This window comes from Polaromonas sp. P1_F9 (assembly GCF_056405615.1).
Genome location: NZ_JBFUBT010000005.1, coordinates 103,265 through 128,269 on the forward strand (window position 1 = coordinate 103,265; position 25,005 = coordinate 128,269).

Annotated in this window: 20 protein-coding genes and 1 riboswitch; of the genes, 12 read left to right on the plus strand and 8 right to left on the minus strand. The window is 62.2% G+C overall.

Annotated features, from left to right (window positions below):
- Positions 1-68: 68 nt before the first annotated feature.
- Complete coding sequence (gene metH, locus AC1DYR_RS16245; RefSeq protein ID WP_477706016.1) at positions 69-2,888, minus strand: methionine synthase; 2,820 nt, start codon at positions 2,886-2,888, stop codon at positions 69-71.
- 15 nt (positions 2,889-2,903) lie between these two features.
- Positions 2,904-3,000: riboswitch (S-adenosyl-L-homocysteine riboswitch) on the minus strand.
- A 93-nt stretch (positions 3,001-3,093) separates the two neighbouring features.
- On the opposite strand from metH, the gene AC1DYR_RS16250 reads away from it, so the two are divergent.
- The gene (locus AC1DYR_RS16250) at positions 3,094-3,702 is read left to right on the plus strand and encodes a Crp/Fnr family transcriptional regulator (protein ID WP_477670305.1); all 609 of its coding nucleotides are present in this window, start codon (positions 3,094-3,096) and stop codon (positions 3,700-3,702) included.
- A 69-nt stretch (positions 3,703-3,771) separates the two neighbouring features.
- Here the strand turns inward: AC1DYR_RS16250 and AC1DYR_RS16255 are convergent, their stop codons facing one another.
- Positions 3,772-4,755: a Bug family tripartite tricarboxylate transporter substrate binding protein gene (locus tag AC1DYR_RS16255; RefSeq protein ID WP_457281759.1), complete on the minus strand. Its 984-nt coding sequence runs from the start codon at positions 4,753-4,755 to the stop codon at positions 3,772-3,774.
- Positions 4,756-5,004: 249 nt separating this feature from the next.
- A complete protein-coding gene (locus tag AC1DYR_RS16260; protein WP_477687712.1) occupies positions 5,005-6,051 on the minus strand; it encodes a homocysteine S-methyltransferase family protein in 1,047 nt (348 codons plus the stop codon).
- Positions 6,052-6,260: 209 nt separating this feature from the next.
- On the opposite strand from AC1DYR_RS16260, the gene AC1DYR_RS16265 reads away from it, so the two are divergent.
- A complete protein-coding gene (locus AC1DYR_RS16265; RefSeq protein WP_457281761.1) occupies positions 6,261-6,653 on the plus strand; it encodes a rhodanese-like domain-containing protein in 393 nt (130 codons plus the stop codon).
- Between the two features lie 119 nt (positions 6,654-6,772).
- A complete protein-coding gene (gene recQ / locus AC1DYR_RS16270; protein WP_477706017.1) occupies positions 6,773-8,665 on the plus strand; it encodes a DNA helicase RecQ in 1,893 nt (630 codons plus the stop codon).
- 51 nt (positions 8,666-8,716) lie between these two features.
- Here recQ and AC1DYR_RS16275 read toward each other — a convergent pair whose 3' ends face one another.
- Positions 8,717-9,751 carry a glycosyltransferase family 2 protein gene (locus AC1DYR_RS16275; protein ID WP_477706018.1) on the minus strand — a complete coding sequence of 345 codons (1,035 nt, stop codon included), beginning with the start codon at positions 9,749-9,751 and terminating at the stop codon, positions 8,717-8,719.
- Positions 9,741-10,253 (minus strand): serine O-acetyltransferase, encoded by a 513-nt coding sequence (locus tag AC1DYR_RS16280; RefSeq protein ID WP_477687709.1) that lies wholly within the window; start codon positions 10,251-10,253, stop codon positions 9,741-9,743. The genes AC1DYR_RS16275 and AC1DYR_RS16280 overlap by 11 nt, the downstream gene beginning before the upstream one ends.
- Before the next feature lie 489 nt (positions 10,254-10,742).
- On the opposite strand from AC1DYR_RS16280, the gene AC1DYR_RS16285 reads away from it, so the two are divergent.
- From AC1DYR_RS16285 to AC1DYR_RS16305, 5 genes are all read left to right on the plus strand, one after another.
- Positions 10,743-11,717 carry an amino acid ABC transporter substrate-binding protein gene (locus tag AC1DYR_RS16285; protein WP_477647031.1) on the plus strand — a complete coding sequence of 325 codons (975 nt, stop codon included), beginning with the start codon at positions 10,743-10,745 and terminating at the stop codon, positions 11,715-11,717.
- Between the two features lie 85 nt (positions 11,718-11,802).
- On the plus strand, positions 11,803-13,005 hold the full coding sequence (locus tag AC1DYR_RS16290; RefSeq protein ID WP_477706019.1) for an amino acid ABC transporter permease: 1,203 nt from the start codon (positions 11,803-11,805) through the stop codon (positions 13,003-13,005).
- 1 nt (position 13,006) lies between these two features.
- Complete coding sequence (locus AC1DYR_RS16295) at positions 13,007-14,110, plus strand: amino acid ABC transporter permease (RefSeq protein WP_477646927.1); 1,104 nt, start codon at positions 13,007-13,009, stop codon at positions 14,108-14,110.
- 17 nt (positions 14,111-14,127) lie between these two features.
- Entirely contained in the window at positions 14,128-14,871 is a 744-nt protein-coding gene (locus AC1DYR_RS16300) for an amino acid ABC transporter ATP-binding protein (RefSeq protein WP_457281767.1), read from the plus strand.
- A 4-nt stretch (positions 14,872-14,875) separates the two neighbouring features.
- Positions 14,876-15,709 (plus strand): class II glutamine amidotransferase, encoded by an 834-nt coding sequence (locus AC1DYR_RS16305; RefSeq protein WP_477706020.1) that lies wholly within the window; start codon positions 14,876-14,878, stop codon positions 15,707-15,709.
- A gap of 93 nt (positions 15,710-15,802) precedes the next feature.
- On the opposite strand, the gene AC1DYR_RS16310 is transcribed toward AC1DYR_RS16305, so the two are convergent.
- Positions 15,803-18,166, minus strand: a complete 2,364-nt coding sequence (locus tag AC1DYR_RS16310; protein ID WP_477706021.1) for an ATP-binding protein — start codon at positions 18,164-18,166, stop codon at positions 15,803-15,805.
- A gap of 253 nt (positions 18,167-18,419) precedes the next feature.
- On the opposite strand from AC1DYR_RS16310, the gene AC1DYR_RS16315 reads away from it, so the two are divergent.
- A complete protein-coding gene (locus AC1DYR_RS16315; protein ID WP_477706022.1) occupies positions 18,420-19,622 on the plus strand; it encodes a threonine ammonia-lyase in 1,203 nt (400 codons plus the stop codon).
- A 9-nt stretch (positions 19,623-19,631) separates the two neighbouring features.
- On the opposite strand, the gene AC1DYR_RS16320 is transcribed toward AC1DYR_RS16315, so the two are convergent.
- Entirely contained in the window at positions 19,632-20,120 is a 489-nt protein-coding gene (locus tag AC1DYR_RS16320) for a glycine zipper family protein (RefSeq protein ID WP_477706023.1), read from the minus strand.
- Between the two features lie 137 nt (positions 20,121-20,257).
- Here AC1DYR_RS16320 and AC1DYR_RS16325 point away from each other — a divergent pair, with 137 nt between their 5' ends.
- Both AC1DYR_RS16325 and AC1DYR_RS16330 read left to right on the plus strand, forming a co-directional pair.
- Positions 20,258-20,425: a hypothetical protein gene (locus AC1DYR_RS16325; RefSeq protein WP_164483721.1), complete on the plus strand. Its 168-nt coding sequence runs from the start codon at positions 20,258-20,260 to the stop codon at positions 20,423-20,425.
- 498 nt (positions 20,426-20,923) lie between these two features.
- Positions 20,924-22,816 carry a phosphoenolpyruvate carboxykinase (GTP) gene (locus AC1DYR_RS16330; RefSeq protein ID WP_477706024.1) on the plus strand — a complete coding sequence of 631 codons (1,893 nt, stop codon included), beginning with the start codon at positions 20,924-20,926 and terminating at the stop codon, positions 22,814-22,816.
- A 143-nt stretch (positions 22,817-22,959) separates the two neighbouring features.
- Here the strand turns inward: AC1DYR_RS16330 and AC1DYR_RS16335 are convergent, their stop codons facing one another.
- Positions 22,960-23,496 carry a hypothetical protein gene (locus tag AC1DYR_RS16335; protein ID WP_477706025.1) on the minus strand — a complete coding sequence of 179 codons (537 nt, stop codon included), beginning with the start codon at positions 23,494-23,496 and terminating at the stop codon, positions 22,960-22,962.
- Positions 23,497-23,677: 181 nt separating this feature from the next.
- Between AC1DYR_RS16335 and AC1DYR_RS16340 the strand changes: the two genes are divergently transcribed.
- The gene (locus AC1DYR_RS16340) at positions 23,678-24,634 is read left to right on the plus strand and encodes a LysR family transcriptional regulator (RefSeq protein WP_477706026.1); all 957 of its coding nucleotides are present in this window, start codon (positions 23,678-23,680) and stop codon (positions 24,632-24,634) included.
- Positions 24,635-25,005 lie beyond the last annotated feature (371 nt).

A 25,005-nucleotide genomic window follows, 5' to 3' on the forward strand; every position in this document is an offset into this window, starting at 1 on the left:
GCCGTAAACGCGAATTGCAACGGCGGCCCTGAACCGTTCACGGCCTGTGCCCGGCCGTGAGCCGGCTTTCAGAGATTGGGCGCCAGCAGGCGCTGCAACGCTTCGGCCTTGAGGCCGCGCCGCTTGGCCAAGTCCTGCAGCTGGTCGTCGCCGATCTTGCCCACATTGAAATAGGTGCTCTCGGGGTGGCTCAGGTAAAAGCCGCTCACACTGGCCGCCGGTGTCATGGCCAGGCTTTCGGTCAGCGCCATACCGACCTCTTCGGCCTTGAGCAACTCGAACATTTCTTTCTTGACGCTGTGGTCCGGGCAGGCCGGATAGCCTGGCGCCGGGCGTATACCCTGGTATTTTTCGGCGATCAACGCGTCGCCGTCCAGCGACTCGGCCGGCACATAGCCCCACAAATCCTTGCGTACGCGCTGGTGCAGGCTTTCGGCAAACGCTTCGGCCAGGCGGTCAGCCAGCGCCTTGAGCATGATGGACGAATAGTCGTCGTGGTCATCCAGAAAGTACTTTTCCTTTTTCTCGGCGCCAATGCCTGCCGTGACGGCAAAAAGACCGATGTAGTCCGGAATTTTTGAGGGATTTTGGCCTGCGGCGCCCACTGATCCAGCGCGAGCAGCTATCAATTCAGGAGCAAGTACCTTGGGTGCAACAAAGTCAGCCAGGCAACGGCTGGGGCGCATCACACCGTCAATCGCGGTTTTCTCGGTTTGCTGGCGCAGGCCGTACCAGGTCATGGCCACTTCTCTGCGCGACTCGTCGGTGTAGATCTCGACGTCGTCGCCTACGCTGTTGGCGGGGTACAGCGCCATCACGCCGTTGGCGGTGAGCCAGCGGCCTTCGATCAGGCGCTTGAGCATGCGCTGCGCGTCGGCATACACGCGCACGGCCTCAGTGCCCACCACCTCGTCTTTCAAAATGGCCGGAAACGCACCCGCCAGATCCCAGGTCTGGAAGAAGGGTCCCCAGTCGATGTACTGGGCCAGCTCCGACAGGTCGAAGTTCTTGAACACGCGCCGGCCAATGAACTTGGGCACGGGCGGTGTGTAGTTGGCCCAGTCCATCGACGTGGCATTGGCGCGTGCTTTGGCCAGCGGCCACATCGGCACCTGCTTTTTGTTGGCGTGCTGGGTGCGCACCTTGTCGTAGTCGGTATACAGCTCTTCGATGTATCTGGCGGCCTGATCGGAGAGCAGGCTTTGCGCCACGCTCACGCTTCGTGACGCATCAGGCACATAAACCACCGGGCCTTCGTAGTGCGGGGAGATCTTGACGGCCGTATGCACGCGGCTGGTGGTGGCACCGCCTATCAGCAGCGGGATTTTTTTGATGCGGAAGTGATCGTCCTTCTGCATCTCGGCCGCCACATATTGCATTTCTTCCAGGCTGGGCGTGATGAGGCCCGACAGCCCGACGATGTCGGCGCCTTCAACCTTGGCGCGCGCCAATATTTCATGGCAGGGCACCATCACGCCCATGTTGACGACTTCAAAGTTGTTGCACTGCAAAACCACCGTCACGATGTTTTTGCCAATGTCGTGCACATCACCCTTGACCGTGGCGATGATGATCTTGCCTTTGGTCTTGACGTCGCCGCCGGCGGCTTCGAGCAGCAACTTTTCGGCTTCGATGTAGGGCAACAGATGCGCCACGGCCTGCTTCATCACACGGGCGCTCTTCACGACCTGGGGCAAAAACATCTTGCCCTGGCCGAACAGGTCGCCGACGATGTTCATGCCGTCCATCAGCGGGCCTTCTATGACGTGCAGCGGCCGGCCGCCCTCCGCAAGGATCTCCTGGTAGACCTCTTCGGTGTCGGTCACGATGTGCTCGTTCATGCCATGGACCAGCGCGTGCGACAGGCGCTGGCGCACCGGCAGGGCACGCCACTCGTTTTTCTTGCTGTCGTCCTTGGCGCCGCTTTTCGCGGTTTCGGCGACTTCAATCAGGCGTTCGCTGGGCGTGAGTTCGGGCTCGCCGGGCTTGTAGGCCGGTGTGCGGTTGAGCACCACGTCTTCGACGCGCTCGCGCAGCACGGGGTCCAGGTCGTCGTACACACCGACCATGCCGGCATTGACGATGCCCATGTCCATGCCCGCCTGGATCGCGTGGTAGAGGAACACGGTGTGGATGGCTTCACGCACCGGGTCGTTGCCGCGAAAGCTGAAGGACACGTTGGACACACCGCCAGAGACCTTGGCACCCGGCAGGTTCTGCTTGATCCAGCGCGTGGCGTTGATGAAATCGACCGCGTAGTTGTTGTGCTCTTCGATGCCGGTGGCGATCGCGAAAATGTTCGGGTCGAAGATGATGTCTTCGGGCGGGAAGTCCAGCTCGTCGACCAGCACACGATAAGCGCGCTCGCAGATTTCGACTTTGCGCTCGTAGGTGTCGGCCTGGCCTTTTTCGTCGAAAGCCATCACCACCGCCGCCGCACCGTAGCGCTTGAGCAGTTTGGCCTGCTGCCTGAAGGGCTCCAGGCCCTCTTTCATCGAGATCGAGTTGACGATGCCCTTGCCCTGGATGCAGCGCAGGCCGGCTTCGATGACGCTCCACTTGGAGCTGTCGATCATGATGGGCACACGCGCGATGTCGGGCTCACTGGCGATCAGGTTCAGGAAACGCACCATGGCGGCCTGGCTGTCGAGCATGGCTTCGTCCATGTTGATGTCGATGATCTGCGCGCCGTTTTCGACCTGCTGGCGGGCCACAGCCAGCGCCTGCTCGTATTCACCGTTGAGGATCATGCGGGCGAAGGCCTTGGAGCCGGTGACGTTGGTGCGTTCGCCAATATTGACGAACAGCGTGCCCGCACCGATGGCGACCGGCTCCAGGCCGGACAGCTTCATGGGGGGAACATTGGGTAAAGATTCAGTTTCAGACACGGACTCACCTTGAGGCAAAGGTGAGCGTCGTTGCTGCAGGGGCTGCCGGAAGCCGCCGCCTGTAACCCAAGCCTGACGAACGCTTGTGTTCGCTGCAACGCTCCTTGGGTTACCATCATTTTAAGGGCTGAACGCCGCCCGCGCCATATCTTTGCGCCAATGGCAAGAGATACCAACAAAAGTCCAGGGGATAGCCGGAGCCACCATGTTTGAAAACCTGTTCGGCAGAAAACAGAAGGGAACGCCCGATGCGCCCGAGTCCATGCGTCCCAAAGACCGCATGCGGGCCATTGAAGGCTCCAGCACGGCCGAGCTCGCCGCCAGGCTGCTGATTGCACCAACCGCCCTGATGCAGCTCACGCCCGAAGAGGCTTTCACCGTCGTCAGCTACATGACGCCGCGCAGGATTTCCGAGGGAACGACCTTCATCCGCGAAGGCGACAAGAGCGATACCGGGTATATGGTGCTGCTGCTCGAGGGCGAAGTCACGGTCGAAAGCATTGTGGTCAGCCGCCGCACGCCGGTCACCATCACGGTGCTGGGGCCCGGCAGCCTGATCGGCGAGATGGGCCTGGTCGACGGCCAGGCGCGGCTGGCGTCATGCACTGCCAGCAGCGACGTGAGCTGCGCCGTGCTGTCGCGCGCAGCGCTTGAAAAAATGGGGGAAGAGCAACCGGTGACTGCGGCCAAACTGATGTTTGCCGTTTCGCTGCGCATCGCCGAACGGTTGCGCGACACCAGCGAAAAACTCAAGATGTACAGCCAGCTGGTGCAAGCCATGCAGCAGGAAATCGACCGGCTTATGCCGGGCTGATTTCCCTCTGGCAGAAAAGCGGGAAAGCGCCAGGCTGGCCGCCCTTTGCGCCATTTCCGCCCTTTCGATTTAGTCGAGCTTGATTTTGGCGACCTTGATCAGGCGTCCATAGTCGGCGTGCTCTTTCATCACCATGTAGGCAAAGTCGGCAGAGCTCATGGGGCTGGGGGTCGCGCTCATGCGTGCAAACTTTTCCGCGGTATCGGGCGTGTTGAGCGCGTCGGCGAATGCCCGCTGAAGCTGGTCTGCCGTGGCTTTGGGAAGGTTGGCCGGGCCAAAGATGCCGAACCAGGTGCTGATGTGAAAGCCGGGCAACACGTCGTTAATGGTCGGAATTTCCGTGAAGCTGCTGGAGCGGTTGATGGTGGTCACGCCAAAAGCGACCAGCTTGCCCGACTTGATGTTGGCGCTGGCAGAGGCCAGGTTGTCGAACATCAGGTCGGTCTGGCCGGACAGCAGACCAGCCTGCGCCTGGGCCGAGCCACTGGAAGGCAGGTGCACCACGCTGATCTTGGCCAGGCTTTTAAACAGCTCGCCCGCGAGGTGGCCGGCACTGCCGTTACCGCCGGAGGCATAGTTCAGCCGGCCGGGGTTCTTGCGCGCATACGCTATCAGGTCCTTGGTGTCCTTGATTTTCAGCCGCCTGGCTGTTTCCGCATTCATGACCAGCACGTTCGGCACACGGGCCACCAAGGTGATGGGCGTGAAGTCCTTCAATGCGTCGTAGGGCATGTTCGGGTAGAGCCACGGGTTGATGGCATGGGTGGCCACCGCCCCCATCACCAGCGTATGGCCGTCTGCAGGCGCCTTGGCGACGAGGGCCGCACCCACGTTTCCGCCGGACCCCGGCCGGTTGTCAACCGTGACTTCGGTTTTGAGCAGGGGGCGCAGCTTCTCGGCGAGGATGCGCGCAGCGTTGTCCAGCGGGCCGCCGGCTGGATAGGGGACGACGATCGTCACCGGTTTTTGCGGCGACAGCTGCGCATGGCCTGCGAAAGCCGTCATCGCCAACGTGAATGCCGCTGCGGCCTTGATGAATAAACCCACCTTCATGATTTCCTTGGTTGTGTTGTGTTGCGTTGTTTTGCCGAACCATCAACGCTGCAGGGCGCAGCGCCGGAGAATGAAAACAGGGTTCGGCAAAGGGGCCTGACTATAGCCGCGAAATATGACTTTTCGGAGCATCGCCGGCATGGCACTTCATATGCATACTTATTGATTACACGTACATCCGGGTCGGGAAGCGGCTTTTTTCAGCCGCCCGATGGGCATCACCAGGAAGTGATGCGGGCAGCGCTGCCCTCAGGCGGCCTCTTTGTAGAAGGCGCCGCGCTGCAAGGAGCGGCTGGCAACCGGCGCAACCGCATGGGCGATGGCACCTATGTGATCCGGCGTGGTGCCGCAGCAACCGCCCACGATGTTGACAAGGCCTTCCTCGGCAAACTCGCGCAGCAGGCGGGACGTCACATCGGGCGTTTCGTCAAAGCCGGTATCGCTCATGGGGTTGGGCAGGCCGGCATTGGGGTAGCAGCTGATGAAGGTGTCGCCCGCCACGCGGGCCAGCTCCTGGATGTAGGGGCGCATCAGGGTGGCGCCCAGTGCGCAGTTGAGGCCGACTGCCAGTGGTGCGGCATGGCGCACGCTGTGCCAGAAGGCCGTCACGGTTTGCCCGCTCAGGATGCGGCCCGAAGCGTCGGTCACGGTGCCGCTGATGATCAGGGGCAGGCGCTCGCCGGAGTTGTCGAAATACTCATCGATGGCAAACAGCGCCGCCTTGGCGTTGAGCGTGTCGAAGATGGTTTCGACCAGCAGCACGTCGCTGCCGCCCTTGACCAGTGCCTCCGTCTGTTCGTAATAGGCCTTGCGCAACTCCTCAAAACTGGTGTTGCGCGCGCCCGGATCGTTCACGTCGGGGCTGATGCTGGCCGTCTTCGGCGTGGGGCCGAGGGCGCCGACGACAAAACGCGGCTTGTCGGGCGTTGAGAATTTGTCGCAGGCGGCACGGGCGATGCGGGCTGACTCGTAATTCATCTCGACGGCCAGGCCGGCCATGTCGTAGTCGGCCTGCGCCACGGTAGTCGCGCCGAAGGTATTGGTTTCAATCATGTCGGCGCCCGCAGCCAGGTAGCCCTCATGGATGTCCTGGATCACGTCGGGGCGCGTCAGGCTCAGCAACTCGTTGTTGCCCTTCACGTCCTTGTGGAAGTCCTTGAAGCGCTCGCCACGGTACTGGGCCTCGTTGAGCTTGAAGCGCTGGATCATGGTGCCCATCGCGCCGTCAAGAATGGCGATGCGTTGTTCCAGAATGGCCGGCAGTTGCTGCCCGCGGGTATAGATGATTGGCTTCATGCCCCGATTTTAAGGTCTGGCCGCTTTTTCAGCAGGCTTCTACACGGCAACCCCATTTGCCACCGGATCGTCAGCCTTCGATGGGGGTCTTCAACCCAGCATGAGCCGCGGGACTGGCTTTGCCAGACCGCAGGCGGGCGGCCCCCTCGGGGGGCAGCGACCCACACGAAGTGGGGGAGCGTGGGGGCCTTAGACTATCAGTCCTGAACATGAAAAACTTTCAACCCAAAGAAGCCTGGACCTGGCTGCAGGCACATCCTGACGCGCTGTTTGTGGACGTGCGCATGGAGATCGAGTCGCTGTACGTCGGCCGCCCCCCAGGCGTGGTCAACGTGCCGTGGTACGAATACCCCGACCTGCAGCCGGACCCGCAAAAGTTTGCCGATGCGGTGGCGCGTGAGGCTGCCGGCAAGGCGCAGCCGGTGCTGCTGATTTGCCGATCCGGCAAGCGCACGCTGGACGCCGGCAAGGCACTGGAAGCGGCCGGTTTTTCTGATGTGCAGCATGTGGTGCACGGCTTTGAAGGTGAGCTCGACGAACAGTTCCAACGCTCCACGCTCTCGGGCTGGCGGTTTGATGGCTTGCCCTGGGAGCAGATGTAGCCGGTTTTTTACGGTTATTTATGCACCAAACAAGCCTCTAGCCCATACACCACTTTCGCCAGCAGCTATATTTTTCATAGCGTTTCTTTTTCACCGCCCCGACTTTCCGGCTCAACACCTTGTCTTCACTGCCCATTTCTGCGCCTCCGCCGACACCTCTGGACGTGCTCAGCCGGGTTTTTGGCTATGACAGCTTCCGCGGGCCGCAGGAGGCCATCGTGGACCATGTGGTTCGCGGCGGCGATGCCCTGGTGCTGATGCCCACCGGCGGAGGCAAATCACTGTGCTACCAGATCCCGGCCATCGTGCGGCAAAACGCCGGCCATGGGGTCACAGTGGTGATCTCGCCGCTGATTGCGCTGATGCACGACCAGGTGGGCGCCCTGCATGAGGCCGGCGTGTCCGCTGCATTTTTGAACTCGACGCAAAGCTTTGAAGAAAGCAGCCAGCTTGAAAAGCAATTGCTGCGCAATGAGCTGACGCTGCTCTACGCCGCGCCTGAGCGCATCAACACGCCGCGCATGAAAGGCCTGCTCGGCTCTCTCCACGAACGTGGCCTGCTCAGCCTGTTTGCGATTGACGAAGCGCATTGCGTGAGCCAATGGGGCCACGACTTCCGGCCCGAATACCGGTCCTTGAGCCTGCTGCACGAAACCTTCCCGAACGTGCCGCGTATCGCGCTGACGGCGACCGCGGATACGCTGACACGGCAGGACATGATCGAGCGGCTCAAGCTGGAAGACGCTCGCGCATTCGTCAGCAGCTTTGACCGGCCGAACATCCGCTACACCATCGTCGAAAAAACCGATGCCACGCGCCAGCTGCTGCGATTCATTGAAAGCGAACACGCCGGGGAAGCCGGCATTGTGTATTGCCAGTCACGCAAACGCGTGGAGGAAATTGCCGAGGCCTTGCAGGACGCCGGCCTCAAGGCCATGGCCTACCACGCGGGTCTGGACAGTGCCCTGCGCCAACAGCGGCAAGACCGCTTCCTGCGCGAGGAAGGCACGGTGATGGTCGCGACGATTGCCTTCGGCATGGGCATCGACAAACCTGACGTGCGTTTTGTCGCCCACCTGGACATGCCGAAAAACATCGAAGGCTACTACCAGGAGACAGGCCGCGCCGGCCGCGACGGCCTCCCGGCCAATGCCTGGATGACTTACGGCCTGCAGGACGTGGTGAACCAGCGCCGAATGATAGACACCAGCGAAGCCGCCAGCGAAGAGTTCAAGCAGGTCATGCGCGGCAAGCTCGATGCCTTGCTGACGCTGGCAGAGGACACGCGCTGCCGCCGGGTCAGCCTGCTGGGCTACTTCGGCGAAGACAGTCAGCCTTGCGGTAACTGCGACAACTGCCTGCAACCGCCAGCCGTGTGGGACGCGACCGAAGCCGCACGCAAGATGCTCAGCTGCATTTACCGCGTGCAGCAGGCCAGCGGCATCAGCTTTGGCGCCGGCCACCTGATGGACATCCTGCGCGGCAAGGCGACCGAAAAAGTATTGCAGTACGGCCACGACAAGCTCAGCACCTTCGGCATTGGCGCCGACCTGTCCGAAGTGCAGTGGCGTGGCGTGTTGCGCCAGCTGATCGCCAAGGGCATGGTACGGGTCGACCCCGACGCGTTCAACACGTTGCAGCTGTTGCCTGATGCACGCCAGGTGCTCAAGGGCGAAGTCAGCGTGATGCTGCGCGAGCAGTCAGCCGGGACTGGCGAGCGGCGCAAAGGCAGCGCCAAAAAAGGCACCAAGACCTCCGCCAAAGGCATGGCCGAAGCCTCGCTCAACGCCGGTGCACTGGAGCGCCTGGCCCGCCTGAAAGCCTGGCGCGCTGAAGTCGCCCGCGAACACAACCTGCCGGCCTTCGTGATTTTTCATGATGCAACCTTGCGAGCCATTGCAGAACGCGCGCCGCAAGGCATTGCCGACCTCGAAGGCATCAGCGGTATCGGCGTCAAAAAACTCGAGGCCTACGGGGCCGAAGTGCTGCGCGTCTGCGCCGGGGCGGATTAGGCCCTCGCAAGCCGATGGCCGATTCCCGTGCGGTGCCGGCCGCCCGGCCGCTTAAGTTGCGCCAGACGTATTGCGGATTTCGACGCTGTCTATGGCGGCCCGCGCAGGGCGCTGCGGTGTCAACAACCCGCGTACCAGGCCAGCGGCGTTAAAGCACCACGACACGACCGAGAACACAGCCTTGGTGGCGCTGCGCTTTCGCCATGTCATCAACAGGAGAGGTGCCGCCGCAATGCCGGAGAAGGCCCCGATGCGTGCTGTCCACGGCATGGGAACCACCAGAACGGCGAGCAACACTGCCCACCACGCCAGCACGGCGACATACAGCCGCAATTCGCGCACCCGCGTCAGCACCAGCCCCAGGTGAGACTCGCCCCAGGCCGCGCGCAGCACTTCACCCAGGCCGCAGATGTAGCGGCTGCGCCAGCGGCGCACCAGCAACTGATAGGGAGGCGCATCGTGGCCATGGTGCCGCACGGAATCGGTGCCCAGTCGCCACAGTTTCCAGCCCCGGGCATGCAGGCGCATCGCCAGGTCAAACTCTTCATAGCTGTGCAGGTTGCGGTCTGAAAAATACCCGGCCTGCTCCACCGCGGCCCTGCGGTACAGGCCGCCCATGTCCAGGCGGTCCACCATGCCTGCCTGCATATGGCCCAAACCCCGCTCCACACGCGCCACATATTCCAGGCTGCTGGTGTTCATTTCAACGACCTGCCCTCCCACGCCGGCCACGTCGGGATGCGCCTGCATGAAGGCCAGCGCCTGCGGCAAAAACCCGGGCAGCATTTCCATGTCGCCATCCAGGATGTACACAAATTCGCCCGCCGAATGCTGATAACCCAGTTGGGGGCCGATGCCGCAGCAGCGCTCATCGGCGCGTGCCAGCTGCACGATACGGATGGGATAGGCAGACGCCAGCGCCACGGTGCGGTCGCTGGAGCAGGAGTCGGCCAGCACGACCTCGCCACCGACCATCCGAACGGCCGCCAGCGCACTTTCCACCGCGGCCACGATGCGCTTTTCTTCGTTCAGGGCCTTGATGACGATGCTGACCGTGCAAGGCGTTTCGCTGGCTTCAGGAAGCATCGTCACGGCTCCTCAAAATAATGCGGGCCGGCACACCCACGGCAAGGGCTCCGGCGGGGACGTCCGTGATCACCACGGCATTGGCGCCAATGTCGACGTCGTCCCCGATCCGCACAGCTCCGAGGATCTTCGCGCCGGCGCCGATATTGACGCGGTTGCCGATATGCGGCGCCTCGAGCGGCCTGTCGATACGCTGGTTGCCGATGGTGACGCCCTGGCGGATGATGCAGTCGTCCCCGATCACGGCCCGGCCATGCACCACAATCGCACCGGAATGCTCAATCACCAGGCGCCGCCCGATCTGGGCCGAGACGCCTATCGTGACGCCGCAAAACATTTCAGCCAGCTTGGCCAGCACCAGGTGCACAGCGCCCAGCGGATAACGCACCAGCCTGGACTGAAACCGGTAGCGCAGGTGCCCCAGCCGGTATACCTGCAGCGCCCAGAAGCCCAGGGACAAGGCGCCTTCCTGCGCCACACGCAAGTCTTCAAGAAAAGCCATTGTTATTGAGCTTTCATAACATGCATCAAGACGTGAAACCCCTCACCCGGCCGCATGCTCCAGCGGGGCCGCTCGGGTGTGGGGGATGAGGTCCGCGGCAAGTCCATCAGAACCCGACAAAAGCCGGAGCAGAAAATTCAGCCCTTGCGGAAATGCGGCGCAAGATTCGTACCAATGGAATCACCCGGAACTTGCCTGGCTGCGGTATCACCGGTGCAAGCAAGCTGTTAGAAGGCCATTGTGCCGGGGATGATTGGGGTTCCCTGTCAGCCGGATTCCCGCATAAGGTTATGCATCTTTCGCCGTGGTTAGCCGTTGCCTAGTAAGGGCTTGCCCTTAGAGGTACCCGCCATAGTTGGGCTAGCATCCGCCATTGGCATGGTTCGTGCTGATGTTCGCCCACTTATTGACTGGAGAATCCCCGTGATCAAACTCGTAAAGAAACATGGACTTGTCGCCCTTGCAGCGGCCGGCCTCACTGTTGCGGCCATGGCACCTGCCCATGCCGGCAAGACACTGGACGCCATCAAGGCACGGGGTCAGGTCATCTGCGGCGTGAACGTCGGGCTGGCGGGGTTTTCCTCTGCCGACAGCAACGGCGCCTGGACCGGGCTCGACGTGGACGTCTGCAAAGCCGTCGCCGCCAGCGTGCTGGGCGACGCCAGCAAGATCAAGTGGGTTCCCTTGAACGCCCAGCAGCGCTTTACCGCCCTGCAGTCCGGTGAAGTTGACGTCCTGTCGCGCAACACCACGTTCTCGCTGACGCGCGACGCGTCGCTCGGCCTGCACATGACCGCCGTCACCTACTACGACGGCCAGGGCTTCATGGTCCCGGTGAAAAGCAAGATCAAAAGCGCCAAGCAACTGAAAAACGCCACCGTCTGCGTGCAGTCCGGAACCACCACGGAAAAAAACCTGACGGACTTCTCCAAGGCCAACAACCTCAACATGAAACCCGTCGTGTTTGAAAAGCAGGAAGCCGTCAACGCCGCGTACTTCTCCGGCCGTTGCCAGGCCTACACCACGGATGCATCCGGCCTGGCCTCGGTGCGCAACAAGGAAGCCAAGGTTCCCGCCGACCACCTGATCCTGCCGGAACTGATCTCCAAGGAGCCGCTGGGGCCCATGGTGCGCCGCGGTGACGACGAATGGTTCGCCATTGTCAAATGGGTGATCTACGGCCTGATCGAAGCGGAAGAATACGGCGTGACCCAGGCCAATGTCGATGCCATGACCAAGGAAAGCAAGGACCCGGTGGTCATGCGCCTGACCGGTAGCGGCGAAGACACCGGCAAGCTGCTGGGTCTGGACAAGGAATGGCTGGTTCGCGCCGTCAAGGCCGTCGGCAACTACGGCGAAATCTTCGAGCGCAACGTCGGCCCCAAGACGCCCCTGGCACTGCCGCGCGGCCAAAACAATCAATGGAATAAAGGCGGCCAGATGTACGCCATGCCGGTGCGCTGAACGACTCCTTCCGATGCGCTGAACGCAACGGGCCGCTCGCAACCATCCGTTGACGAGCGGCCCGTTTTACTTGGGTAACCGCCTTATGTCCGAGCATTCCCTGATTCCCGCGCGGCCGGCGCCGGCGCTGCGGCGCAGAGTTTTTTCCTGGCGCAGCAAGCAGGCGCGCGCCGTTGTTTACCAGATCCTGGCCGTCAGCCTGATCGTCTTCCTCGTGTGGCTGCTCGTGAGCAACACCATGAGCAACATGAAGACGCGCGGCATCCAGAGCGGCTTTGATTTTCTGTTTCAACCCGCCGGCTTCGACATCGGGGAAGGCTGGCTGAATTACGACTCGATCGATCCCTACTGGAAAGCCTTTCTCGTGGGGCTGGTGAACACGCTGCGCGTGGCCGTGGTGGGCATTGTGCTCACGTCCGTGCTGGGAACCCTGCTGGGCGTGGGACGCTTTTCGCGAAATGCCCTGATCCGCGGCCTGTGCTACGGCTATATCGAGACGTTCCGCAACATCCCGGTGCTGCTGCAGCTGCTGATGTGGTATCTGCTGTTCACGGAATACCTGCCGGCCATTGACCAGGCCCTGCATATCGGCAGCCTGGTGTATATCAGCAAGAACGGCCTGTCTTACCCCTTTCCGGTGTGGCACCTCGGGCAGACACTGGCCATCGTCGGCATGGCGGCCGGTGGTGTGGCGGGGTGTGTTTATGCGCGCCGGGCACGCCGCCACTTTGACCAGACCGGCCATGCGCGTCCCGTGTTGTGGGTGGTGCTGGGACTGGTCGCGGCCGGTGCGCTCCTGGGCTGGCTGGCCGGTGGTGCGCCTTCCGAATGGAACCTGCCGAAACTGACGGAAACCCAGGTGGAGGGTGGTGGCGCGCTGTCGCCTGAATACCTGGCGGTGCTGCTCGGGCTGGTGCTTTACACCTCGGCCTTTGTGGCGGAGGTGGTCCGCGCCGGCATTGCCTCTGTCTCGCTGGGCCAGCACGAGGCCAGCGCATCGCTGGGGCTCTCACGCGGCCACTCCATGCGCCTGGTGGTGCTGCCCCAGGCGCTGAGGGTCATCATCCCGCCGCTGACCAACCAATACCTGAACCTCACCAAAAATTCGTCATTGGCCGTTGCCGTGGGCTACCCCGACCTTGTGTCGATTGCCAACACCTCGCTCAACCAGACCGGCCGCGCCGTCGAATGCATTGCCATCATCATGCTGATCTACCTCACCACATCGCTGGCCACCTCTGCGCTGATGAACTGGTTCAACAGCCGTGCCGCCATCAAGGAACGCTGACATGAACCAGACCTTTGTTCCCGTCGCGCCGCGCCCTGCCCCCATCAAGATGGAGGGCCCGGGCCCCTGGCTGCGCAACAACCTGTTTTCCAGCGTCGGCAATGCGCTGGTGTCGGTCGGGGTCATCGCCCTGTTGCTGTGGGCCGCCTCGTCGGCCCTTCGCTGGGCGGTGTTCAATGCCGTGACCGCCGCTGACGCGGATGCCTGCCAGGCCGCACGCGGCATAGGCGCATGCTGGGGCGTGATCAACGAAAAAGCCCGCATCATCCTGCTGGGCCGCTACCCCCTGACAGAGCACTGGCGGCCGGAGCTGGCAACCTTTTTGCTGCTGGGCCTGGTGGTCGCCAGTTGCAGCCGGTGGTTCTGGAAACCCTGGCTGGGACTGATCTGGATCGCGGTCCTGACGGCGTTCTTCACGCTCATGAGCGGCGGCATGTTCGGGCTATCCAAAGTGTCGACCGACCAGTGGGGCGGCCTGCCGCTGACCGTGATGCTGACGGTGATCTCCATGACGATCGCCTTCCCGATAGCGGTGGCGGTGGCGCTGGGGCGGCGCTCCAACATGCCCGCCATCAAGACCCTGTGCGTCATTTACGTCGAGCTGATTCGTGGCGTGCCGCTGATCTCCGTGCTGTTCATGGCCAGCTTCATGTTTCCGCTGTTCATGCCCATCGGCAAATCGCCCGACGTGCTGATCCGGGTGATCGTCGGCATCACGCTGTTTGCCGCGGCCTATATGGCGGAGATTGTCCGGGGTGGTTTGCAGTCCCTCTCGAAAGGCCAGACAGAAGCAGCCGCCAGCCTGGGCCTGGGCTACTGGCAGACGCAGATCAAGATCGTGTTGCCGCAGGCCCTGGGTACGGTGGTGCCCAGCATCATGAACAACTTCATTTCGCTGTTCAAGGACACCTCCCTCGTGACCATCGTGTCCCTGTATGAACTCACCGGGGCCCTGTCGCTGGCGGTCGGGTCCGATCCGAACTGGCGGCCGTTCAAGATTGAGGCTTACCTCTTTATCGCCGCGATTTACTTTACCTGCTGCTTCGCCATGTCCCGCTACAGCCTCTGGATAGAGCGGCGGCTGGCTGTGGGCAAGGCCCGCTGACAAAAACAAGGACCAACATGAGTGATCCCATCATCCGCTTTGACAAAGTCAACAAATGGTATGGCAACAATTTCCATGTGCTGCGCGACCTGCAGCTGGATGTGCAGCAGGGCGAGCGCCTGGTGATTTGCGGGCCGTCCGGTTCGGGCAAATCCACGATGATCCGCTGCATCAATGCGCTGGAGGACTACCAGGAAGGCAAGCTCACTGTGGCCGGCTCAGTCCTCGGCGACGACATCAAGGCCATTGATGCCGTGCGCCGGCAGGTCGGAATGGTGTTCCAGCAGTTCAACCTGTTTCCGCACCTGACCGTGCTTGAAAACCTGACGCTGTCGCCAACCTGGGTGGCGGGCCTGTCCAAAAAGGAGGCGACCGAGCGGGCCATGCATCAGCTCGAGCGAGTGCGCATCGCGGAGCAGGCGCAAAAGTACCCCCTGCAGCTGTCGGGCGGCCAGCAGCAGCGCGTTGCGATAGCGCGCGCGTTGTGCCTCACGCCGAAAATCATGCTGTTTGACGAGCCGACATCCGCGCTGGATCCTGAAATGATCAAGGAGGTGCTGGACGTGATGATCTCGCTGGCCGAGCAGGGGATGACCATGCTTTGCGTGACGCATGAAATGGGCTTTGCCAAAGCAGCAGCCGACCGCGTGATCTTCATGGACCAGGGCCAGATTGTTGAACAGAACACGCCCACGGACTTCTTCAACCACCCGCAGACCGATCGGGCGAAGGATTTCCTCTCCAAGATTCTGGGACACTAGAGGAATGTGCCAACTCCTCGGAATGAATGCTGCCAAACCCGCAGACCTTCGCTTTTCATTCACGGGTTTTGCCGCACGCGGCGGTCTGACGGACCATCATGGCGACGGCTTCGGTATCGGTTTTTTTGAAGACAAGGCCTGCCGCATTTTTATGGACAGCCAGCCTGCCGCCACCTCACCGGTGGCCGAGCTGCTCAAGAGCTATGCCATCAAGTCCTGCAATGTCGTGTCCCATATCCGCAAGGCGACGCAAGGCGATCCGCAGCGCCTGGAAAACTGCCATCCGTTCACCCGCGAGCTCTGGGGCCGCCACTGGCTGTTTGCCCACAACGGCGACCTGATCAACTACTTTCCGACCCTGGGCGGCAACTATCAGTCCGTCGGCACCACTGACAGCGAACGCGCCTTTTGCGCCCTGATGGAAAAACTCAAGGCCATCAGCCCGCGCGAACCCTGCTCGCTGGACACGGTGTTTGACACGCTGTGCAGCATGAGCGAAGGCACGGGCGAGTATGGCGTATTCAACTACCTGCTCTCCAACGGCCAGGCCCTGTTCGCGCACTGCTCGACACGGCTGTATTACCTGGTGCGGGAATGGCCGTTTTCACACGCCAAGCTCGTGGACGCCGACCTGAGCATCGACTTTGCCCAAACCAATGTCCAGGAAGACCGGTTGTGTGTCGTCGCCACCCAGCCGCTGACGCTCAATGAAAACTGGCAGCAGCTGCAGCCCGGGCAATTGCTGTGGATTGAAGGCGGCCGCATCGTGCGGCAGGCACAGCTGAAGGTCAGCGAGGATGTGCGGCGCAAAAACGAAGCCAACCTGGCTTGCGTATAGAAATTGGGCCTCTGGCCAATAACGACGGGCGCAAGCAGCTATTCTTTTGATAGCGAATCCGGTCCGACGAAACGTCTGCAGTAGCGCCTGTTCCTATTGCATGAACCCCATGGCCCGCCCTTCGCGTACCTCGGGCTTGATACGGTGCTCAGCCTCCAGCTGGGCCAGAAACTCCTCACTGGAAAACTCTGCCGCGAGAATATCCACCTGCCGCTTCACGGCCGCAAAGTCGCCAGGACACAGCTGCGTGAGCTTGCCGAGCCGCTCCCGAAGCGGGGCCTCGAGCCGGCCGGCATCGCCTCCCAGTGCTTCGGTGACAAACATCTGCTCACGCTGCGCGTGAGTCAGCGGCATGAATTTGATCTTGAAGGTGAAACGCCGCAGCGCTGCCTGGTCCAGGCTTTCGAGCAGGTTGGTGGTGCAGATGAAGATGCCCGCATGGCGCTCCATCCCCTGCAGCATTTCGTTGACCTCGGTCACTTCGTAGGTGCGCTGGGCACCGCGCCTGTCCTGCAGGAAGCTGTCCGCTTCATCCAGCAGCAATACGGCTTTTTCCGCTTCGGCTTCGCGGAACATCGCCGCCATGTTCTGTTCGGTTTCACCGACATACTTGCTCATCAGGTCGCTGGCCTGCTTGATGATGAGCGGCAAATCCAGTGCTTTGGCGATGTGTTCGGCCAATGCCGTCTTTCCCGTGCCCGGCGGGCCGTAAAAGCACAGGCTGCCGTGGCTTCGGCTTTTCAGTGCCTCGACGATGCGCGGTACCTCGAAGCGGGATTCGACATTGAGCATGGAAAGGTCATAGGTCGTCGTGTTGCGCCGGCCGGAAGTTTCCGCCCTGTTGCCCAGCGCTACGTCTGCGTTTTTGAGCTGGCGCTCGATAAGCGACTCCATCAACAGCGGCCGCCCGCCAGACAGAATGGATTGCATGCCTTCCGCGTCCACCTGCACATCCACCGCGTCTTCAGGCGCACTGGCCAGCCGCGCAAACCGGACAGCCGTGCGTATCTGCGCGGGCGTCAGGCCCTTGCGGGCTGTCAGCTTGGCTACAAACGCATCGCTCACCTGAACACCTTCCAGTGTCTTGCGCACCAGGCCTTCACGGGCACCCGGTGGCGGCGACCTGAGTTCCAGGTGGTAGGCAAAGCGCCGGCGAAAAGCAGGGTCGATCTGCTCGATGCGGTTGGTGACCCACAGGGTGGGCACGGTGTTGGATTCAAGAATCTGGTTGACCCAGGCCTTGCCGCTCACCGACCCGCTGGCGGGTACCGGCAATTGCTCAGAGCGCGCCATGAGTTGCGCAGCCTCGCTGGAAATCGGCGGAAACACATCTTCGACTTCGTCAAACAACAAGGCGGAGTGCGTGCTGCCCTTGAGGAACACCTGCGCGATTTGCAGCGAACGGTAGCGGTCCCGGCCACTGAGCGAGTTGCCGTCGCGGTCGGCATATTCAACTTCGAACAGGTCCAGGCCGGCGGCTTGCGCCACCACCTTGGCCAGCTCGGTCTTGCCGGTGCCCGGGGGGCCGTACAGCAGCACATTCACGCCATGCTCCTTGCCGGCCACCGCATTGCGCAGCAGCGACACCAGCACCTGCGCATCGTCGTGCACGAAGGCAAAGTCTGCAAGGCCCAGGCTGCTGTGCGCGGCCGGCCGTGTGAAGACTGCCATCAGCTCATTCTGGTCGCGGTACTCGCGCATCAGCACGGGCGGCAGTTTTTCACTCACCTTCATCAGGTCGGCAAGGTCGGTGATGTTGTGCTCGGAAATCAGGTTCTCGACCATGCCGATGCGCTCCAGGCGCGAGCCGGCGCGCAGCGCTTCGGCAACCTCGGGGGCCTTCACGCCGGCCACATCGGCAATGGCGGCATAGGCCTCTGGCGCATTGTTGACCTTGAACTCCACCAGCAGGGAGCGCAGGTCGCGCTGGTAGCGTGCCAGGGTTCCGTAGAGCAGCAGCGCACGCTCGGCCCGGTTGAGCTGCAGCAGGTTGGCCAGTGCATCGATATTTTTCTCGACCAGCGTGGATTGTTTCTTGAGCGCCTGGGTCAGCCATTCGCCGGTGGCGGCCAACACCGAGAGCAAGTCCTTGGGCTGGTCCTTCGCGTGCTCATCGAGGTAGAAGAACAGCGTGCCTTCTTCGTAGGGGCCGCGCCAGGCGCCGTGGCGCGCCATGAACTCGGCGTCGGTCAGGCTTTCATGGCCGCGCCAGAATTCGTTGTCCTTGCAGCGGCGGCCGAGAAACTCGCGCAACCGCTGCACCGCCGGCAGGGGCCACACAAGATGCCGGCCCGAGAGCGAGAGCAGGCTGTTGAGGTCGCGGCGCACATTGAACTTGGCGCCTTGCCTTGCCGCCAGCGTCAGCACGAAATGCGAGCACATCAGGTCCAGCACCGGCGCCTCTTTCAGCCCGGGGGACAGCAGCCACTGCTGCTCGCTAACGGAACGCTTGCTCATGGACAAACCTCCCTTTGCAACTACACGGTTGGTAGACATGCCTGTGAGATACCCTGCTTCGAGACCGTCGCCTCACTGGCTATGAGCACCGCAGATGCGACCTGGTTCAATGAGACTCCACCATAACGCAGCTTGAAGCATCATGGAAGACGCTACTTGTACCCCCACGTGTGAAAAGCACCACAGAAACTCCTGCGAAGATGCGCAAAGATGATCCCGCACAATCCCACCATAGCCCCGCAGAGGAATTCCCATGCTCAGTCTCAAAGATATAGAAACAGCCGCCCAGCGCCTGCAGGGCCACCTGCTCGATACGCCTTGCGTGGAGTCCAAGACGCTTTCCCAGCTGACGGGCGCGCAGATCTACCTGAAGTTCGAGAACCTGCAGTACACCGCGTCCTTCAAGGAGCGCGGCGCCTGTAACAAGTTGGCCCAGCTCTCAGCCGACGAACGGCGCCGCGGCGTGATCGCGATGAGCGCCGGCAATCATGCCCAGGGCGTCGCGTACCATGCACAGCGGCTGGGCATACGGGCAGTGATCGTGATGCCGCGCTTCACGCCGGGCGTCAAAATCGAACGCACCCGGGGTTTTGGCGCTGAAGTAGTGCTGCACGGCGATACGCTGGACGAATCACGAACCCACGCGCTGACGCTGGCCGGTCGGGAGGGCCTGGTCTTCGTGCACCCTTACGACGACGAAGCCATCGTCGCAGGCCAGGGCACGGTGGGGCTGGAGATGCTGAAAACGCAACCCGACCTCGAAACGCTCGTGATCGCTGTAGGCGGTGGCGGCCTGATTGCCGGCATGGCCACGGCGGCGAAGGCGATCAAACCGGGCATTGAAATCATCGGCGTGCAGACCTCGCGCTTCCCCGGCATGGTCAACGCCATCAAGGGCACCCAGCACCCGCAGGGCACCAGCACCATCGCCGAAGGCATTGCGGTGGGAACGCCGGGCGTCATCCCTCAGGCCATCATCGCGAAGCTGGTCGACGACCTGGTTCTGGTCGACGAGGGCGATATCGAGCAGGCCATGGTCATGCTGCTCGAGATTGAGAAAACCCTGGTCGAAGGTGCCGGCGCGGCCGGGCTGGCGGCGCTGCTGAAGTACCCGGAGCGTTTTGCGGGTAAAAAAATCGGCCTGGTGCTGTGCGGCGGCAACATCGACCCGCTGCTGCTGGCAGCCATCATCGAGCGCGGCATGGTGCGCGCCGGGCGCCTGGCCCGCATCAAGGTCAGCGTGCGCGACATTCCGGGCTCATTGGCCAAGATCACCGCCACCGTGGCCGACGCCGGGGCCAATATCGATGAGGTGCATCACCAGCGCGCCTTCACCATGCTCTCGGCCCAGAACGTGGAGATCGAGCTGGTGATCCAGACACGCGGGCGCGACCACATCCAGCAGGTACTGGCGGCGCTGAATGCGGCCGGCTTCGAGGCTTCAGAGCAGCACTAAGCTAAGGCCCTAATTCCAGCCAATCACCTCAAAGCCCTTTTCGCTCAGGCAGCGCTGCACAAAGCTGCGGTAGGTGCTGTTGGGTTTGTCGTTGTGAAACGCGCCTGACACCGCACCCGCAGAGCCGCCCACGGCGGCGCCCGCGGCGCCGGAACGCAGCACGCCTTCGCCGCCGCGCCCGGTGATCAACGCGCCCACCGCCGAAGCCACACCCCCGACGGCTGCGCCTTCACCGGCACGCCGGCCGACTTCGTTGGTGCTTTGCGACGGGCTGAGCCCGGCGGCCGAGGCCCGCGACATGCAGGCGCTGGCCTCCGCCTGGCCTTGCGCGTCACCTACCCGGTTAAGGGTGGCGTTGGGATACAGCACGGGCTTTGCCGAGGCGCTGTTGGGACCGCCGGAAGCGCATGCCGACAACAAGGCCAAGGCGGACAAGGCAGCGCCGGCCGTGAAAAAACGGAACCGCCGCTGAGGCGCGAAATGGGCTGGGGATTTCATGTATTCCTTCCACAAATAGGCATGGCAAAGGTTACCGCAAGCCAGGCGCCGGGCATCTTTGTCACCGCATCTTCATGTAACCATCTTCATGCAGGTAAAATCTGCCAAGACTCTCAAGCATTTCAGGAATCAAGCCCATGTCCAGTCCAGCCAGCCACACCACCAATGCAGCCCACGACAGCGCCACTCCCGCCCAGGAGCAGGATGCCGTCGACGCGATCGTTCCGTTGATCCCCATTGTTTTGCCCGTGGTGGGCGGTGTGCTGATGTTCCTGCTGGCGTTTATCGCCATCTACATGGCCTGAAAGCCCCTGCTTTCACCCCAAAAGTCCGCATCTCGCGGACTTTTTTGTTTCCGGGCTCCGTACCCTCTTCCCATCTCTTTCCCGGCCATCTTCAGCCTGTTCGCCGAAAAACCGGCCTGAAATTGCGGGCCGAAACGACCGTCCCGGCATTCTTCACCCCGATGTCATGACTGCCGGAACCCCGGTGTTACCTATGCATAACCTCATGCCGGTTATGCATAACTTTTGCCTGTAACTTACAGGTAACTCGCGCCGATCTTCTTAAAATGAATTGACTGGCCGACCCGTGGAAGATGAATAGCAACCTCACGCTGCTGCTTTTTTGTCATTGCGCCGCAGCACTTTTGAAGCTTGCGCACCGCCCGCCGACCGGGACCTGCTTGTTGTGCAAAGGGAAGCTTCCAAGCCTTATTCCGGCAAACGTCTGAGCAGCGCAACCGCCCAGGTTGCCGCGCGACGTTTCCCGAAATAACGCTTTTTAACTTTGGAGTTTTTTCGATGAACCATCCCGCGATGCAAGGGCTTAACCTCAACACGCCCCCCTACGTCAAGAATGCCAGACTGATTGCCTGGGTTGCCGACATGGTGGCCTTGTGCAAGCCCGACAACATTTACTGGTGTGACGGCAGCGACGCCGAATACCAGCGCCTGTGCCAGCAGTTGGTCGACGCCGGCACCTTCAAAAAGCTGAGCGAAGCCAAGCGCCCGAACAGCTTCCTGGCCTGCTCCGACCCGACCGACGTGGCGCGCGTGGAAGACCGCACCTTCATCTGCTCGGCCAAAAAGGAAGACGCCGGCCCGACCAACAACTGGATGGCGCCCGCTGAAATGCGCACCACCCTCGAGCCCCTGTTTGACGGTTGCATGAAGGGCCGCACCATGTATGTGGTGCCTTTCAGCATGGGCCCACTCGGCTCGCCCATCGCGCACATCGGCATTGAACTGTCCGACAGCCCTTACGTGGCCGTCAACATGAAGATCATGACGCGCATGGGCAAGGCCGTGTTTGACGTAATGGGCGTCGACGGCGAGTTCGTTCCCTGCGTGCACACCGTGGGCGCACCGCTGGCCGAAGGCCAAAAGGACGTGAAGTGGCCTTGCAACAAGACCAAGTACATCGTGCACTACCCCGAGACGCGCGAGATCTGGTCCTATGGCTCCGGCTACGGCGGCAATGCGCTGCTGGGCAAGAAATGCTTTGCGCTGCGCATCGCTTCCAACATGGGCCGTTCGGCGTCGCAAGACGGCTCCGGCAACCCGGGCTGGCTGGCCGAACACATGCTGATCCTGGGCGTGACCTCGCCCGAAGGCAAGAAGTACCACGTCGCGGCGGCCTTCCCTTCGGCCTGCGGCAAGACCAATTTTTCGATGCTGGTGCCGCCGGCAGGCTTTGAAGGCTGGAAGGTCACCACCATCGGCGACGACATCGCCTGGATCAAACCCGGCAAGGACGGCCGCCTTTACGCCATCAACCCGGAAGCCGGCTACTTCGGCGTGGCACCGGGCACCAACATGCTGACCAACCCCAACTGCCTGCGCAGCCTGGATCGCGACGTGATCTTCACCAACGTCGGCCTGACCGACGACGGCGACGTCTGGTGGGAAGGCATGGAGCAGGACGCGCCGGGCAAGGCATTGCCGGCGCACCTGATCGACTGGCAAGGCAAGGACTGGACGCCACAAATCGCCAAGGAAACCGGCGCCAAGGCCGCCCACCCCAATTCACGCTTTACCGTGGCCGCCACCAACAACCCGGCGCTGGACCCGGCCTGGAACGACCCTGCCGGCGTGCCGATTGACGCCTTCATCTTTGGCGGCCGCCGTTCCACCACCGTGCCGCTGATCACCGAAGGCCGCAACTGGGTGGAAGGCGTGTACATGGCCGCCACCATGGGCTCCGAGACCACGGCCGCCATCACCGGTCAGGTCGGCGTGGTGCGCCGCGACCCGTTCGCGATGATCGCTTTTGCCGGCTACAACATGGCTGACTACTTCCAGCACTGGCTCAACGTGGGCCAGAAGCTGGAAGCCTCCGGCGCCAAGCTGCCCAAAATCTTCACCGCCAACTGGTTCCGCAAGGGCGAAGACGGCAAGTTTGTCTGGCCCGGCTACGGCGAAAACATGCGCGTGCTGAAGTGGATGATCGACCGCATCGAAGGCAAGGGCCAGGGCGTCGAGCACATCACCGGCGTCAGCCCCCGCTACGAAGACATGAACTGGACCGGCCTGGACTTCAGCGCCGAGCAGTTCAAGACCGTGACCAGCATCGACAAGGCCGCCTGGCTCAAGGAGCTGGAGCTGCACGCCGAACTGTTCAAGCAACTCGAATACCACCTGCCGAAAGAGCTGGAGGAGACCAAAGCCGCGATCGAGCGCCGTCTGGCCGCCTGACCTGCACGCCACTCGAGGGGCGCTTCGCACAAGCTAGCGTAGCGCCTTACATCCTGGTGCATTTGACTGCGCCGGGGACAAAAAAAGCCACCTGACCGGTGGCTTTTTTATGAGTCGCTACAAATGAGCAGCGAAACTCACGGTCAGACGTAATAGCGGTGGTAAGCGCGCAGTTCCGCGCCGCCAAGGCGCAGGGCGCGCTGTGACAGACCGGCTGGAGCGGACACCACGGCTGCGGGGGCAGCAACAGCCTCTTCAACGGCGACTTGCTGGCGGGCCATTGCAACTTGCAGGTCGGCCATCACGCGGGGATCGTTCTTGGCGGCTTGCCACAGGCGCTGGTCGGCGCGGGCTTCAGCCAGGCTGCGTGACCAGGCGTCCAAGCCAACCTTGAGGCTGACGGCCGCATTGCGCGCAGCGCCGGCGAAAACCGCCAGGACGGCAAAAGCGACAGCCCAGAGGCCGATCCACATGACCAGCAGGTGGCCTTCGGCGACGCTGTCCATCACCTGATACGCCACCACCATCACGGCGGCCGCGACGGCGGACAAGAGCAGCGTGGCCAGGCCGCGGGCGCCGGAGAAAGCACCGCCCAGCTGGCGTACGGCACCAAAGGCCGACTCAGCGCGGACAACGCCGGGGTGCTGTGTGGAATATTTGATATTGACGAAGCTGGTCATGGTGAACTCCCTTTGGGTTAACTCCGCTGAACCAAAATTGCAGCGGGTAGGAGGATATTAGGGTTATCACTGATGTTATTCAACTTTATCTTTATGATGTGATTCATTCACACTGGTGATAATTTGAGACCTTCCGCCCTCTTTTCCCCTTTTTTCATCCTTCAACACCCGCCCCAAGCCCTTGACCCCCCTCAATTTCCGGACCCTGGACCTCAACCTGCTTCGCGTGTTTGACGAAGTGATGGCCGAGCGCAGCCTGACCCGGGCGGCGCGCAACCTGTCGCTGACACAGCCGGCTGTCAGCAATGCCCTGCGCCGTCTGCGCGAGACGCTGGGCGACGAGCTGGTGCAGCGCAGCGGCCAAGGCATGGCGCCCACCCCGCGCGCCGTGGCGATCTGGCCGGCTGTGCGCGAAGCCCTGCAGCAGCTGCAGGAGTCGCTGGTGCCCAATGAATTCGTGCCCGGCGAAGCCACCACCATCTTTGTGCTGGCCATGGCCGATGCCACCGCAGCCGAATTGATTCCCGGCCTGGTGGAAACGCTGGACCAGGAAGCGCCCGGTGTCTCAATCCGCGTGATTCCGCTCACCACACGCGACCCGCGGCGCCTGCTGGACGAGGAGCTGTGCGACCTGGCGGTCGGCTACTTTCCCTCGGTGCTGGCCGACCTGACGGCCGGCGCGCAAAGCGGCGAGCCCTTGCCCTTTTTGCACCAGCGGCTGTATGACGGCGAATACGTCTGCGTCATGCGCAAAGACCACCCGTTGGCCACCGGCCCCTTCACACTGAGCAAGTTCTGCGCGGCGCGCCACATGCTGGTGAGCTTCTCGGGCCGCCCCTATGGTTTCGTCGATGAAGCCCTCGCCTCGCTGGGCCGGGAGCGGCATGTGGTGCTGACGGTCAACCAGTTCTTCACTGCCGGGCGCGTCGTGGCGAACTCGAACCTGCTCACCGTGCTGCCACGGCATTTCGTCGGGGTGACGGGCATTGCCGACCAGCTGGTGCTGCGCCCCCTGCCGTTTGACGTGTCACCGGTGCACGTGGACGCTGTGTGGCACCGGCGTTCGCAGCAACGCAGCGCGCATGCATGGTTGCGCCAGGTGCTGGTGCGTGCGGCCGACAAGGCGTTTTTGGCCTGAGGCCCCTGACCCATCCAAAGGACTGGCCAGCCTGGCTATCCGAGGAGACGCCTACACAGCGCTATAAAAATCATAGCTGCCCGCGCAATTCAGTATTGGGCGAGGGCCATTTTTGATGCCAAAACAGGCAGTTTTGGACGCGGAAATCGCCGCCGGGGGCCATCGCTACTGCAGCGCGCTTCTCCAGCACGCATTTTTTACCCATCAAATGGGTGTTTTGGCCAATAAGGACGGGCGCAAGGAGCTAGCTATTTGATAGCAACTGTAGCGAACGGATCAAACCGCTGCAGTTCCCGGCTGTAATGTGGCCAACACGCAACGCAGACACCAAAAACAGAGCACTGAATGACCCGGATTCAGTGCCCTGCGGC